Annotated in this window: 9 protein-coding genes; 8 read left to right on the top strand and 1 reads right to left on the bottom strand. The window is 45.2% G+C overall.

Translation table 11 applies throughout. The features are described 5' to 3' along the window. Position 1: 1 nt before the first annotated feature. The 8 genes from clpX to mutL all read left to right on the top strand — a co-directional run bounded on the left by clpX (position 2) and on the right by mutL (position 11,169). Positions 2–1,231 carry an ATP-dependent Clp protease ATP-binding subunit ClpX gene (gene clpX / locus M2137_RS05875; RefSeq protein ID WP_280765532.1) on the top strand — a complete coding sequence of 410 codons (1,230 nt, stop codon included), beginning with the start codon at positions 2–4 and terminating at the stop codon, positions 1,229–1,231. Next, the gene (gene recQ, locus M2137_RS05870; RefSeq protein WP_280765531.1) at positions 1,232–3,421 is read left to right on the top strand and encodes a DNA helicase RecQ; all 2,190 of its coding nucleotides are present in this window, start codon (positions 1,232–1,234) and stop codon (positions 3,419–3,421) included. Between the two features lie 124 nt (positions 3,422–3,545). Beyond that, entirely contained in the window at positions 3,546–5,135 is a 1,590-nt protein-coding gene (locus M2137_RS05865) for a peptidylprolyl isomerase (protein WP_280765530.1), read from the top strand. Between the two features lie 8 nt (positions 5,136–5,143). Beyond that, complete coding sequence (locus M2137_RS05860) at positions 5,144–5,989, top strand: peptidyl-prolyl cis-trans isomerase (protein ID WP_280765529.1); 846 nt, start codon at positions 5,144–5,146, stop codon at positions 5,987–5,989. A 31-nt stretch (positions 5,990–6,020) separates the two neighbouring features. Further along, positions 6,021–7,391: a peptidylprolyl isomerase gene (locus tag M2137_RS05855; protein WP_280765528.1), complete on the top strand. Its 1,371-nt coding sequence runs from the start codon at positions 6,021–6,023 to the stop codon at positions 7,389–7,391. Continuing rightward, complete coding sequence (locus M2137_RS05850) at positions 7,388–8,992, top strand: OstA-like protein (RefSeq protein WP_280765527.1); 1,605 nt, start codon at positions 7,388–7,390, stop codon at positions 8,990–8,992. The genes M2137_RS05855 and M2137_RS05850 overlap by 4 nt, the downstream gene beginning before the upstream one ends. A 27-nt stretch (positions 8,993–9,019) precedes the next feature. Continuing rightward, a complete protein-coding gene (locus M2137_RS05845) occupies positions 9,020–9,325 on the top strand; it encodes a hypothetical protein (RefSeq protein WP_280765526.1) in 306 nt (101 codons plus the stop codon). Beyond that, positions 9,322–11,169 (top strand): DNA mismatch repair endonuclease MutL, encoded by a 1,848-nt coding sequence (mutL, locus tag M2137_RS05840; protein WP_280765525.1) that lies wholly within the window; start codon positions 9,322–9,324, stop codon positions 11,167–11,169. The genes M2137_RS05845 and mutL overlap by 4 nt, the downstream gene beginning before the upstream one ends. A 39-nt stretch (positions 11,170–11,208) precedes the next feature. Here the strand turns inward: mutL and M2137_RS05835 are convergent, their stop codons facing one another. Continuing rightward, positions 11,209–13,896 carry a TonB-dependent receptor plug domain-containing protein gene (locus tag M2137_RS05835; protein WP_280765524.1) on the bottom strand — a complete coding sequence of 896 codons (2,688 nt, stop codon included), beginning with the start codon at positions 13,894–13,896 and terminating at the stop codon, positions 11,209–11,211. Positions 13,897–14,739 lie beyond the last annotated feature (843 nt).

Genomic DNA, 14,739 nt, shown 5'->3' with positions numbered 1-14,739 from the left:
TATGGCCAAAGTAGGCGACGTTTGTACGTTTTGCGGAAGAGGAAGCCGGGATGTTAATCTCTTGATTAATGGTATCTCCGGTGCGATATGTGATGAATGTGCATTGCAGGCGTACGAAATAGTTAATGAACAAATGCCTGCAAAGGCAACCTCCTTCCGGTTGAATCAGAAAGATCTGCCTAAACCGGAAGATATTAAGGCTTTTTTGGATCAATATGTGATCGGACAGGATGCTGCCAAAAAGCGTCTTTCCGTATCAGTCTATAACCATTATAAGCGATTGATCCAGAAGGTAACATCCGATGATGTGGAGATTGAAAAATCGAACATCATCATGGTGGGGGCAACCGGTACGGGCAAAACCCTATTGGCTCGCACCATCGCCAAATTGTTGCATGTGCCTTTTACGATTGTCGATGCGACAGTTCTGACCGAAGCCGGCTATGTGGGCGAGGATATCGAAAGCATCCTGACGCGTTTGCTGCAGGCTGCCGATTACGATGTGGAAGCGGCTCAGCGGGGCATTGTCTTTATCGACGAGATCGATAAGATTGCCCGTAAGAGCGACAACCCGTCGATCACCCGTGATGTGAGCGGGGAAGGTGTTCAGCAGGGGTTGTTGAAACTGTTGGAAGGTTCGGTGGTGAATGTGCCGCCTCAGGGAGGACGTAAGCATCCGGAGCAGAAAATGATACCGGTCGACACGAAGAATATCCTCTTTGTTTGCGGCGGTGCCTTCGACGGCATAGAGAAAAAGATTGCCCAGCGGTTGAATACGCGTGTGGTGGGCTATGCCTCCAGCAAAAGTACTAAAGGGATCGACCGGGAAAATATGCTGCAGTATATTACGCCGACCGATTTAAAGTCATTTGGCTTGATCCCTGAGATCATAGGACGTCTGCCGATTCTTACCTACCTGGATCCGCTCGATCGTAAGACATTGCGCAACATCCTGACCGAACCGAAAAACTCGATTATCAAACAATACGTCAAGTTATTCGAAATGGACGATATCCAGTTGTCGTTTAACGAAGATGTATACGAGTATATAGTAGACAAAGCGTTAGAGTTTAAATTAGGAGCTCGCGGACTACGTTCTATTGTAGAGGCCATTATGACGGATGCCATGTATAGTATGCCGTCGACTAATGAGAAATCATTGCATGTGACAATAGAATATGCGGAAGAGAAATTTGAAAAATCGGATGTGCGTCGTCTGCAGATAGCGTAAATGAAGTATCTTGGTATGAAGGACCACTTAGCGGAACAACTGAAAGTTAATTTTGGCTTTGATTCATTCAAAGGAAACCAGAAAGCCATTATTGAAAATGTGCTGGCTGGGAACGATACCTTTGTACTAATGCCAACCGGCGGAGGAAAGTCTTTGTGCTATCAGCTACCCTCCCTGTTGATGGAAGGGACGGCTGTTGTCATCTCCCCCCTGATCGCCCTGATGAAAAATCAGGTAGACGCTATGCGCACCTTTAGTGAAGAAGACGGGGTGGCGCATTTCATGAATTCATCCTTGAACAAAGCGGCTATCGACAAGGTAAAAGAAGATATTTTGTCGGGAAGAACCAAATTGTTGTATGTAGCACCGGAGTCTTTAACCAAAGAGGAGAATGTGGATTTCCTTCGTCAGGTGAAGATCTCTTTTTATGCAGTAGATGAAGCACATTGTATTTCGGAATGGGGACATGATTTCCGTCCGGAGTACAGGCGAATACGTCCGATCATCAATGAAATCGGAAAGAAACCGCTGATTGCCTTGACAGCGACGGCAACGCCTAAGGTGCAACACGATATACAAAAAAACCTGGGCATGATTGATGCTACGGTATTCAAATCCTCTTTCAACCGGACAAACCTATATTATGAAGTGCGTCCGAAAGGAAACAACGTAGACCGTGAAATCATTAAGTTTATCAAAGGACAGGAAGGAAAATCCGGCATTGTCTATTGTCTGAGCCGCAAAAAGGTAGAAGAGTTTGCGGAAATATTAAAAACAAACGGAATAGAGGCACTGGCTTATCATGCAGGTATGGATTCCCAGCAGCGATCGGCTAATCAGGATGCTTTTTTGATGGAAGAAGTAGATGTGATAGTGGCGACAATTGCGTTTGGAATGGGCATTGATAAACCGGATGTACGCTATGTGATCCATTACGATATGCCGAAAAGCCTGGAGGGTTATTACCAGGAAACCGGACGTGGCGGACGTGATGGCGGTGAAGGACAATGTATTTCTTTTTATACCTATAAAGATCTCCAGAAGTTGGAGAAATTTATGCAGGGAAAGCCGGTAGCCGAACAAGAAATTGGCAAACAGTTGTTGCTTGAGACAGCTGCGTATGCAGAAACATCTGTTTGCCGAAGAAGGGTTTTATTGCATTATTTTGGAGAACCTTTTGAAGAAGATAATTGTGGTAATTGTGATAACTGTTTGAATCCCAAGAAGCAAGTGGAAGCAAAAGAACTATTGTCTACCGTATTGGAAGCGGTAGGCGTATTGAAAGAAAAATTTAAGACAGAATATATTATAAATGTGTTGATTGGAAATAAGACTTCCGAGATTCAGTCATATAAGCATGACGAGTTGGAAATCTTTGCATCGGGAAGTGATGAGGATGAGAAAACATGGAATGCGGTTATCCGGCAGGCTTTGATAGGGGGATATCTGAATAAAGATATTGAGAACTATGGGTTGTTGAGGCTGACAGAAGAAGGGAAGAAATTTCTGGATAATCCGGTGTCGTTTAAAATCACCAAAGATAATAAGTTTGAAGACGAAGAGGATGAAGTGCCGGTGCGAGGCGGAGGTTCCTGTGCTGTCGATCCGGTGTTGTATGCAATCATGAAGGATCTGCGCAAGAAGATGTCTAAAAAACTGGAGGTGCCTCCTTTTGTGATTTTCCAGGATCCCTCCTTAGAGGCGATGGCAACGACCTATCCGGTCACGTTGGACGAACTGCAGAATATTCCGGGTGTAGGAGCGGGGAAGGCTAAACGCTATGGAAAAGAGTTTGTTGAACTGATCAAAAGGCATGTGGAGGAGAACGAGATTGAGCGTCCGGAAGACCTGCGTGTGCGTACGGTGGCGAATAAGTCGAAACTGAAGGTGTCGATCATTCAACGCATCGACCGGAAGGTGGCTTTGGATGAGATCGCTCTGACCAATGGGCTTGAATTTTCGGAATTGCTGGATGAATTAGAAGCCATTGTTTATTCGGGTACGCGGATCAATATTGACTATTTTGTAAATGATGTGATGGACGAAGATCACATTGAAGATATTTATGAATATTTTAAAGACTCGGAAACAGACGATCTTGAAGAAGCAATAGAGGAATTGGGTGGGGATTATACCGAAGAAGAAATACGTCTTGTTCGCGTAAAGTTCTTGTCTGAAATGGCAAATTGACCAACTTGTAGGCAGGTGTGTCATTTGGAATACATAATTGGTAAAAAAGACTAAATTATGAAGGATATATACTATTCCTGCACGCTCTCCGTTTATATAATGTTGTATTAAGTTCATTTGCACTATGAAAAAGATAATGCTAAGAAGGTATATTGTTGTTTTTACTTGTTTGTTGTGTGTCTCACTGTCTGTTGGGGCTAAGAATCTTCCGGACTCGGTTGTTATGACTGTAGCGGGTAAGCCTATACCCCTTTCGGAATTCATTTTTATTGCACAAAAAAATGGAGAGGCTGACTTCTCCAATACCAAATCAATCAATGAATATGTTGAGCTGTTCAAGAACTTTAAGCTGAAAATTGCTGAAGCTGAAGCGTTAGAACTTGATAAGACCCGTGCATTTGACGAAGAGTTTAGAATGTATCAGGCACAGCTGGTTTCTGATTATTTGTCGGACAGGAAGGCGGAAGATGAGGCGGTAAAGGCATTGTATGACCGGGGGAATGAGTTACCCGAATTAAGTTATATTCTTTTTAAACTCCCGGCAGGGAATACCCTGCTCAATGATACGATACTTCCTTACCAGGAGGCTCTGAAAGCGCGGAAACGTTTGCTCGACGGAGAGAAAATAGATGAGCTGGGAAAGCAATTGGCAACAGAGAATAAAGAGTTGGTACAGTTTGAATATGTATCGGTTCTGTTTCCCATGCGTGCTTCGTTGGCTTTGGAAGATGCGATTTACGGATTGCCAGTAGGCGCTATCTCTGAGCCGATCCATACGAGCCAGGGATATTATGTCGTACAGGTTCACGCCCGTCGTCCGAATCCCGGGAAAGTGAAGGTGGCGCATATTCTGATTACTTATCCGACAGATTCGGTTGGTGCGAAAGAGGAAGCCTTGAAGCAAACTCAGGAAATTTACAAGCAAATTCAAGCAGGAGCTGATTTTGCCGAATTGGCAAAAAAGCATTCGGTGGATATCGGCTCGGCTGAAAATGGTGGCGAACTACGCCCGATCGGCTTAGGTGAAACGGTTAAGCCTTTCGAAAAAGCGGCTTTTGCTTTAACCACTCCCGGACAATTATCTCCTATTGTAGAGTCTGTTTTCGGATATCATATTATTAAGCTATTGGAAATCCAACCTCGTGAATCTTTAGAGTCGCAGAAACGTTCTATCCGAAAGTTTATGGGTGAGGGCGAACGCAATTTTGAATTGTATAGAGCTTTTGATATGAAGCTGCGCCGTGAATACAATTATTCTTTCAATCCGGAGGTTTATGCCGAGTTGGTTGCCTTATGTGCCGACTATTTCCCGAACGATAAGTTGTTTTATGAAAAGGCAAAAGAGATAGATAAAATCCTTTTCTCGCTGGAAGGAGAATCGTTCCCCCCGGCTGAATTTGTCCGTTATATGATATCTCAGCCTTTCTCAACGAAAACCTATGCGCCCGACTTTATGCAGGAGATTTATGATCTTTTTATCCGGGAGCTGACAACCAATGCAGAAAGACAAAATCTGGAAAATAAACATCCGGAGATGAAGCACCTGCTTCAGGAATATCGTGACGGCATATTATTGTTTGAAATATCCAGTCAGAAGGTTTGGAATAAGCCGGCCGAAGAACAAGCAGCGGCTGAAGCAGCCTGGATTGCGGAATTAAATAAAAAGTATCCTGTTAAAATAAACAAGAAGTTGATAAAACGATTGAAGAAATAAGATTGCCTATGCGAAAACTGATCTTTTTATTCCTTCCTTTTGTTTTACTTGCCTGCAAAGGGGAACAAAGTATTGATGGCGATATTGTCGCGAGTGTAGATGAGAAAGTATTGAGAAGATCGGAAGTGAAGGCGATGATTCCACGGACTGTCTCTTCCGCCGATAGCCTTATTATGGCCGAGAGCATCATAAAAAAATGGGTGAAGGATGCGTTGGTCTTTGATTTGGCTTCCCGTAATTTAGATGAAAAAGCAGAAATAGATAAACTGGTAGAAGACTACCGCAATTCGTTGGTGCGTTATCGATACCAGGAGCGATTAATCAAAGAGAGGCTTTCTGGCAATATCCAGGAAAGTGACAAACTACGCTTTTATGAAGAAAACCAACAAAAATTCACATTAGATAAGGCTTTGGTCAAAGGACTTTTCCTAAAAATACCTGTCGATGCCCCCGGTTTGGCAGACATAAAAACATGGTATAAACAGACAAATGAAGAGGCTTTAGAGAAAATTGAGAAATTTAGTGTGCAAAATGCCACAGTTTATGACTACTTTTACGACCGCTGGGTAGAATTCGATCAAATTGTCGATAATATGCCTACCCGCGTGCCGGATGCAAATGCTTTTTTAAAGATAAACAAACATGTTGAAGAGGCGGATAGCAGCTATTGTTATCTGCTTACTATTACAGAATATCTACCGGCCGGGAGTGTTGCTCCTTATGATTATGTGAATGCGCAGATAGTAGAAATACTTATCAATCAGCGAAAAGTTGATTTCCTGCGTGCGTTTGAAGAGGAACTGTATACGAATGCCATTCGTCAGGGGAAAGCAAAAGTCGTAGCAGAGCCATAAGTCGGAAAAGATTAATTTGAAAAATAACGTGATGAAGAAGTTTTTATTTCTGTTTTTATTGGTTTGCTCGGTTAGTGCAGCGTTTGCACAGAGCCAGCCGAATGTGATTGATGAGGTGGTATGGGTGGTTGGAGATGATGCTATTCTTCTTTCTGATATTGAGAACCAGCGCTTGTATATGCAAAGCGAAGGCATGCGGTTTGAAAATGATCCCTATTGTTATATTCCGGAACAAATAGCGATACAAAAATTGTTTCTGAACCAGGCTAAGATCGATAGTATCTATGCAAATGAAGCTTCGGTTATCCAGCAGGTTGATTATTGGATCAACGACGCGATGAATAAAATTGGGGATGTAGAGAAGCTGGAGGAATATTTTGGTAAGAAACTCTCACAAATCAAAGAAGAACGGAAAGAAATTATCCGTGAACAGGAGATCATCAAGCAGGTACGAAGCAAGCTGGCGGGTGAGATTAAGCTGACGCCATCGGAAGTGCGGAAATACTACAATCAATTGTCGAAGGATAGCTTACCGACGATTCCTACGACAGTCGAAGTACAGATCATCACCCTGGAACCGACAATTCCATTAGAAGAGATTGATGCTATCAAAGCGCGTTTGCGTGAATATACCGATGATATCCATTCCGGCAGAAGATCTTTTTCTACTTTGGCACGTTTGTATTCCGAAGATCCGGCTTCTTCGATGCAGGGAGGTGAGATGGGCTTTATGGGTAAAACAAGCCTCGTGCCTGAATTTGCCAATGTGGCGTTCAATCTTACGGATCCAACCCGTGTTTCTCAAATCGTGCAGACGGAATATGGTTTCCATATTATTCAATTGATCGAAAAGCGTGGCGACAGAATTAATGTGCGGCATATCTTATTGAGACCCAAAGTGTCTGAGAAGGAGTTGGGTGAGGCAATGGTCAAAATGGACTCGTTGTATAACGATATAAAGGCGGAAAAATTCCCTTTTGAAGAGGCTGCTATGTATCTTTCTTTCGATAAAGACTCTAAGAACAATAAGGGCTTGATGGTCAATCAGGAGTATGAAAGCGCTCATATGGGAACTCCTCGTTTCGAGATGTTTGAGCTTCCGCCGGAGATGGCTCGTGTTGTGAATGAAATGGAGGTGGGAGAAATCTCGAAACCTTTCACTATGCGCACGCAGAAAGAACAGAAAGAGGTGATTGCCATTGTGAAGTTAAAAGCACGCACCCTCCAGCATAAAGCTAACATTTCTGACGACTACCAGGTCTTGAAGTCGATTGTGGAAGAAAGCAAAAGGGAGGAACTGCTGGATAAGTGGATTCGAGAGAAACAACGTTCAACATATATTCGGATAAGCGACGGATGGCAAAATTGCGATTTTCAGTATCCGGGTTGGGTTAGAAGATGAAGAAAAACGGAATAATCTTTATACTTGTCTTGTATGGTTTATTCCCTGTTTTCGCTCTGGCGCAAACAGCGGAACATATCGTTTCTGCTCCTGATTCAACGGGGAACACCCCAAAAATTACCTATGTGCATATCGAACGTGCCGATTCCCTGGTTGGGAATCAGCAATATGTGGCCGACGCAAAGATCCTGTATGGAGATGTTGTCCTGAGGCACGACAGCGCTTATATGTATTGTGACAGCGCCTACTTGTATCAGGAAAGAAATACTTTTGAAGCCTTCAGCAATGTGCGCATGGAGCAAGGCGACACCCTCTTCATTTATGCCAACTACCTGCTCTATGACGGAAACACACAGATGGCCTATCTCCGCGAGCAGGTGCGCATGGAGAACAATCAGGTTACTTTATTTACAGACAGTTTAAACTACGACCGTACGGCGGATATCGGATATTATTTCGATGAAGGGCTGATTATGGATGAGGAAAACGACCTTTCATCTATCTACGGACAATACTCGACCGTGACGAAGATGGCCGTTTTCAACGACAGTGTGCGCCTGGAAAATCCTAAATTGACGCTTTATTCCGATACATTACATTATAGTACGGATACGAAAATAGCCACCATTCTTGGCCCTTCCGTGATTGTTACGGATAGCGGCACCGTGCATACCTCCCGTGGTTGGTATGATACAGAAAAGCAAACCTCGCTTTTATTAGACCGTTCGGAAGTGACTATGGGAGAGAAGATCCTGATAGGCGACTCTATCCATTACGACCGGGAGACCGGCTTCGGGGAGGTGTTTGGCAATATGATCCTGCGTGACACGGCACAGCAGATTATGTTAACAGGGCAATATGGCTTTTACAACGAGCTGACCGAATATGCTTTTGCTACCGATGAGGCTTGTTTCATCGAATATGGGCAGGGCGATACCCTCTATCTGCATGCCGACACGCTCAAGATGGTCACGATTGATGATGACTTCCGGGAGATCAATGCCTATTATGGCGTGCGATTCTACCGTTCTGATATGCAGGGAGTATGTGACTCCATGTTGTTCAATACCCGGGATTCGGTGTTGTATATGTTCGACGATCCTATTCTTTGGAATGAGGGATATCAAATCTTTGGTGACAGCATCCAGATCTACTTCAATGACAGTACGATCGACTACGCACATATCAAACAGTTTGCCTTTGCGATCCAGGAGGTCGATACAACCTATTACAACCAGTTGAAAGGAAACGATATGAAAGCTTTCTTTGAAGGTAAGCAGGTGCGCCTGATCGATGTGGTAGGCAATGCGGAATCTATCTTTTATCCCATAGAGGAAGGCGAAGGCATGATCGGACTGAATGAGACAAAAAGCGGTTACCTTTCTATCTGGGTAAAGAATAATCAACTGGAAGAATTGAAAATATGGGCAGCTCCCCAAGGCTCAATTACCCCGATCCCTGATCTGAATCCGGAAGAGAAGTTCCTGAAAGACTTTTACTGGTTTGACACTATCCGACCGAAAGATCCGGATGATATCTATCGGGAAGTGAAGAGAGAGGCTGGGACAACACCGAAAAGAAGTAATAAATTCGTACATTAGCAGTCGGTATCATTAAATAGAAACAGTATGGCATTATTTTCATTCTATAATGTGCGTAAGCCGCGCCAATATAATCATACGCCTATCTATTGGGATCCCCGTAAGGAGGCGTTGGAAGAGCGTATTCGTAAGAATAAGCGCGAGCTGGGGATGGAAGAGCCTTTAGAAGACTATAAGCCGCAGATAAAAGGCACCTTTGTCGAGGGAACATCCCACCTGAAGCGCAGCTATAATAGGGGGGAAGACACGCGTGCCCGTAAATATAAAACGTTCAAATTCCTTTTGTGGCTTGTCGTGTTAGGTGTTATTTTTTGGATTCTTTTCTTTAAATGAGTGATATTATCCATCTTTTGCCCGACAGCATAGCCAATCAGATCGCTGCCGGGGAAGTGATCCAGCGCCCCGCCTCTGTGGTGAAAGAGTTGGTAGAGAACGCTGTCGACGCTGGTGCCACACAAATCCGTGTCAATATTAAAGATGCCGGCCGTACCCTTATCCAGGTAATCGATAACGGAAAAGGCATGTCGGAGACCGATGCCCGCATGGCTTTCGAGCGGCATGCTACGTCCAAAATAGCCTCCGCTAACGATCTTTTCTCCCTTCGCACCATGGGTTTCCGGGGAGAGGCGTTGGCTTCTATTGCTGCTGTGGCTCATGTAGAGCTGCGTACACGCCTGCGCGGCAGTGAATTGGGCTGCCGCTTGGTGATGAACGGCTCGACGCTCGAGGAATCGACCTGCGACGCTTGCGCAGAAGGCAGTAGTTTCTCGGTGAAGAATCTTTTCTTTAATGTGCCGGCTCGGCGCAAATTCCTCAAATCGAATGAGACGGAATTCCGCAATATCGTACATGAATTCGAGCGGATTGCCTTGGTTTATCCCGAAGTCTCCTTTTCATTATATCACCAGGATGCGGAGATTCTGAACCTGCCTGTCTCCGGTACACGCCAGCGTATTATTCATATTTTCGGGAAAGGCCTGAATGAGAAATTACTTGCTGTCGAGGCGCAAAGCTCATTGGTCACGATCTCCGGCTTTGTGGGACGTCCTGATACGGCACGCAAGCGCGGTGCTTTGCAATACTTTTTTGTCAACGGGCGCTATATGCGCCATCCCTATTTCCACAAAGCCATTATGCAGGCTTACGAACAGCTGATCCCTTCCGGGGAGATGCCGAGCTATTTTATCTATTTCACCCTCGATCCGGGAACGATCGATGTGAATATCCATCCGACAAAGACCGAAATCAAATTTGAAAACGAACAGCCGATCTGGCAGATCCTGATGTCGGCGGTGCGGGAAGCCTTGGCTAAATCGAGCGCCATCCCGACAATCGATTTCGACCGCGAGGATGCAATCGACATTCCTGTGTATGTTCCGCGTACCGATCACCCGGAGGCGATTACCGCTCCTACGGTTCAGGTGAATAAAGGCTACAACCCTTTCCATCAAAGCGGTGGCAGTCATAAACGACCTGAGTTCGACTGGTCGGTTTTGTATAAAGGATTCGAGAGCGACCAGACTCCGGAAGAACCGGTGCAGATCGAACCGGAAATGCCACAGACAGCCCCTGCAGCGGAGTATATTTCGGCTATCGACCAGCTGTTTGAAGTCGAGAATAATCCCTCCTGCACCTATAAGAACCGCTACATCGTCACCACTTTGATGTCCGGCCTGGTGGTTATCGACCAGCACCGGGCGCATGTGCGTGTGCTTTACGATCAGTATGTAGCGCATGTCCGCCAGCAGCAGGGTGCTTCCCAACAATTACTGTTTCCGGAAATCGTTGAGTTTACTCCCGCGGAGAACGCCGTAGTCGCGGCTCTTTTGGACGATCTACATTACATTGGTTTCGATCTGAGCAACCTGGGGCAGGGGAGTTATGCTATCAATGGATTACCTCCGGAGGTGAAGAATCAGGATCCGGCTGCACTCTTGAAAGAGATGGTCGCGCGTTCGATGGAGACCGGCTGTGAGGTGCATGAGGAAATTGTCCATTCACTGGCTCTTTCCCTGGCGCGTTCCACAGCGATCCCGGCCGGGAAAGCCCTTTCGCAGGAAGAACGGGAACACCTGATCGCCTCCCTCTTCTCCGCATCAGACCCCTATCTGTCGCCCGACGGTAAAACGATCCTTACGCTATTTACCGATGAAGAGCTGGAGAAAAGGTTTCGTTGAATACCCGGTTATTACCTTTTATTCGAGCTCAACACATCACTATCTTACCTGTATCTTTTCTATATGCCTCACGGGCTTGCCGTCATCGGTGATTCCTTCGATAAGGATTGAATAGGTAGAAGGTATGTCGGCTGTATAAAAGGAAACAGTTGTTTCTCCGTTTTCATCGGTAGTCAGATCCGGCTTCCAGTAGATTGTCGTTCGCAGGTCGGGCAGATAACTGCTTTTCTGCTCCGGCGTCTCGTATTTGGGTGAATAAAACTCAACCGGCCTCTGATACCCCAGCGGATACACAACCTGTTTATTATAATTCACCACCGGATTATTCATGTAATCTTCCCCGGTTTTCGTAAGGATATTGACGGCTCCGGAGCCACCACGTACCCCGAATATTGCCGCATCTGCTCCTTTATATACTTCCACCGAAGCCACATCATGCATACTGATCGTCTGAAGAACATCCGGATAATCCACCGGCATATCATTGATCATTATGAGAGCATACGAATTGCCGCTCATTGAGCCGGCTCCTCTGATTACGAGTCTTGTATTCCCACTTCCATCTGTGACAACCTGAACGCCGGGTATTTCAAAGAATACATCGGCAAAGTTCGAATAATGTTTGTTTTTTATCTTATCCATAAAGTTGATAACGGTCGTCCCCATGGAGGCATAAGCAGACTTTCGCGATTCTTCTTTCTTTACTGGCTTAGCAGCCACAACGGTCACCTCTTTCAGGTGAATCACTTTCATATTATCGTCATACATAGCACGCTCCTCGGCCTTTTTGAAATTCTGTTCTACCACCGGGCGGACGGGTTCTCTTTTCATGCGGATGTTTATCCGGTCTAATGCGCTAATAAGCGGATAGCGGATGTTGTCGATGTGTAGCTCTACATAATCTAACCCTTTTTGATTGAGCGATTGAACAAAAAAGCGTGTGCTATCGGGATACTCCATGTCAGGAAACGCAAAATTTCCGTTTTCATTGCTGCGAACCTGACCGAAATGAGTCTCTCCTTTAGGCGTTGTCATCATCAGGGTTACCTCTCCGTTTTGGATCGCTTTCTTGGAAGATATCCTACTCACTTGGCCGGTCAGTTGGATGCCTGTTTCCGGCAATACCTCCGGATAGGTATAATTTCCTTGCAATACTTCGCTCAAATCATATCTTCGCCATCCTTGCGTCATCATCAACAGATCCAAAGCAAGGTTTGCCTTCGGATTGTTTTCCTGCAGATAAGAGGCAGGCGATTCGATCGTCCCTTTCAGCTCTGAAGAAAGCAGCAGGGTCGACACGATGGTCTGCATAGTATCGATCACGACATCGGCATCGTCGGTAATAGCTACCGAGAAATCACCTTGTAACGGCGCTTCGCCGGCTTCAGTCAGCCACATGGAAAGCGACACCTTCTCTCGTGTCCGATAGTCGCTCTTATCCGTTTGCAGAACGAATTGCGGCTTATTTTTCAGAGGCGAAAACACCAGTCTTTCGGCAAGAGGGCGCATCTGTTGATCGAACAAAACAACTTGCAATATGCCCGGCGACAAAGATTCCCAGGAAAACCGGAGTTCTTGTTTGTCTTTTTTCCAAGGTTCGAAATAAAGCGGACGACCATTCTGGTGGATCAATAGATACAGATCCTCTTGTAAGGGCAGACTCTTTGTGTGCTGCAGACCGATATACAAACTGCCATGTAGGGCATCCGCCTGCAGCCCGTAAGTGCCCGAAACCGCTTGAGGCAGGTCGAAGCGTTTTTTCACTCCCTGGCTGTTTATGCACTCGGCATAATAGGTCTCGCCCTCTCGGGGGAAGAAGGCAAAGAGTCCCATGCCGGCATGCGAAGTCTGCAGTCCGCACACATAGTTTCCCTGTTGGTTGTATACCGTTCCGGTTATCTCTTCCCCTTGTCCTTGTGAATCAATGGCCTTAAAAGCTACTCGTGTCAGGCAACCATTCAATAGATAGCCCCCTTCGGGAAAGAGAGCAACATCGTAATCGTCTGTTTCGTAAGGAATAAAAATGAAATGCCGGAAACGATCGCTTTCCAGATAGACTGCCCGTTGATCGTTTTTCAAGGGTAAATCGAATGAGATATGAGCTATCGTATCCCGATCCAACCGTATGTTCTGCATATCTCCCCGCTTATTTCTGACCAATAACCGGTCCGGCTTGATTTTCTGATCAGTTGTTCCGGCTGTATAATACAGGGTGAGATCCACCTTTTTCTCATCGTTCTGATAATGAAAATTATAATGCGGTCGGATTTGGGCACCCAATACACTCTTTATCTCTATGGTCTTACGAAAAAAACAAGATTCGTCCCAGTTCTCCATATATCGGGTGTAGGCTTTGAGCGTATAAAACCCTTCTGCCAGTTCCTCCGAGACAGGTAGGTTGCCATGGAATAACCCTTCCTGCGGACGGGTCATGACGCGACCGACAACCGAGTCGAGCGGGTTGATCAGCTCTACATACACATAACGACTTCCCGTTTCTGAGGGGCGCAGAAAAGCATCCCTCAGATAGGCTTTAAACCAGATATCTTCCCCTTGGAAATAAGCATTTCGGTCGATATGTAAATAGAGCTTTTCTATTGGGAAAATATCCGTCTGTATTTCCATCTGCTCCATCACCCGTTCCGGGGAAACAGGTGTCTGGCTTTGGGCATTCAACAAATTAATACAATGGAAACAAATGGTAAGAAACAAAATGGTTTTTCTCATGAACGTGTTCGATTTGATATTTAGCACACCTCTTTTCTGGCAAATATAAAGATATTAGTGAACCATCCGGTCGTAGGGAGCGGAAAATATAAAAAAAGAGCCCGGAAGGGGAAGAATGGGGATGTAAATAAATGTTAAAACATTCGTTTTCGCCAAAACCCTCAATTTACGATTTGTAATTTCGTCGGGACTTTGCGCGCAAAAAAGCGGGACTTTGGAGACAAACTCCCGGGAGAAACACTTTTTAACGTATGGATTTGTAAGCAAAAGGGGCGTTTTGCTTACAGTCCGTATTTTAACATTTGGGAAAGGAGACCCCGAAAACGAACGGTGAGATCAAATGGGAAAGTATTTTAAGGTATTTTAGGATGATTATTGTGAGTAGGAATGGAGGAAATCACTATCTAAGGCTCCCCTTCTTAGAAAAGAAGGGGGGACCATCGCTTGCGATGGTGGGGTAATTTGATGTATTTAAAATCACACATTTGTTCTGCTTTTTGCATTTGTAACTATCAAAGAAATAGGAAAAACATTTATAAAGAATTCAAACTACCCCACCGCTGCGAGCAGCGGTCCACCCCCTTCTTTTCTAAGAAGGGGAGCTTTTGGATACTTATTTCGGTACTCCTTGGGAATCTTCACATATTACAAGATTGGAAGACCTCCGCAGGTGTCCCGAGAGGGACATCATCTTTGTAGGCCGTTGCTTTAGCATCGGTATATATGTCCCAAATCCAACCCGGGCGTGCCGCAGGTATGCCATCATCACAGATCGCGTACCTGCGGCACGCATATAATGGAATTCAATGCGTTAATACCGATGCTAAAGCAACGGCCTACAAA

It is taken from the genome of Parabacteroides sp. PFB2-10 (assembly GCF_029893085.1).
GTDB lineage: Bacteria > Bacteroidota > Bacteroidia > Bacteroidales > Tannerellaceae > QVMG01.
This window is presented reverse-complemented; position numbering and strand designations above follow the sequence as displayed.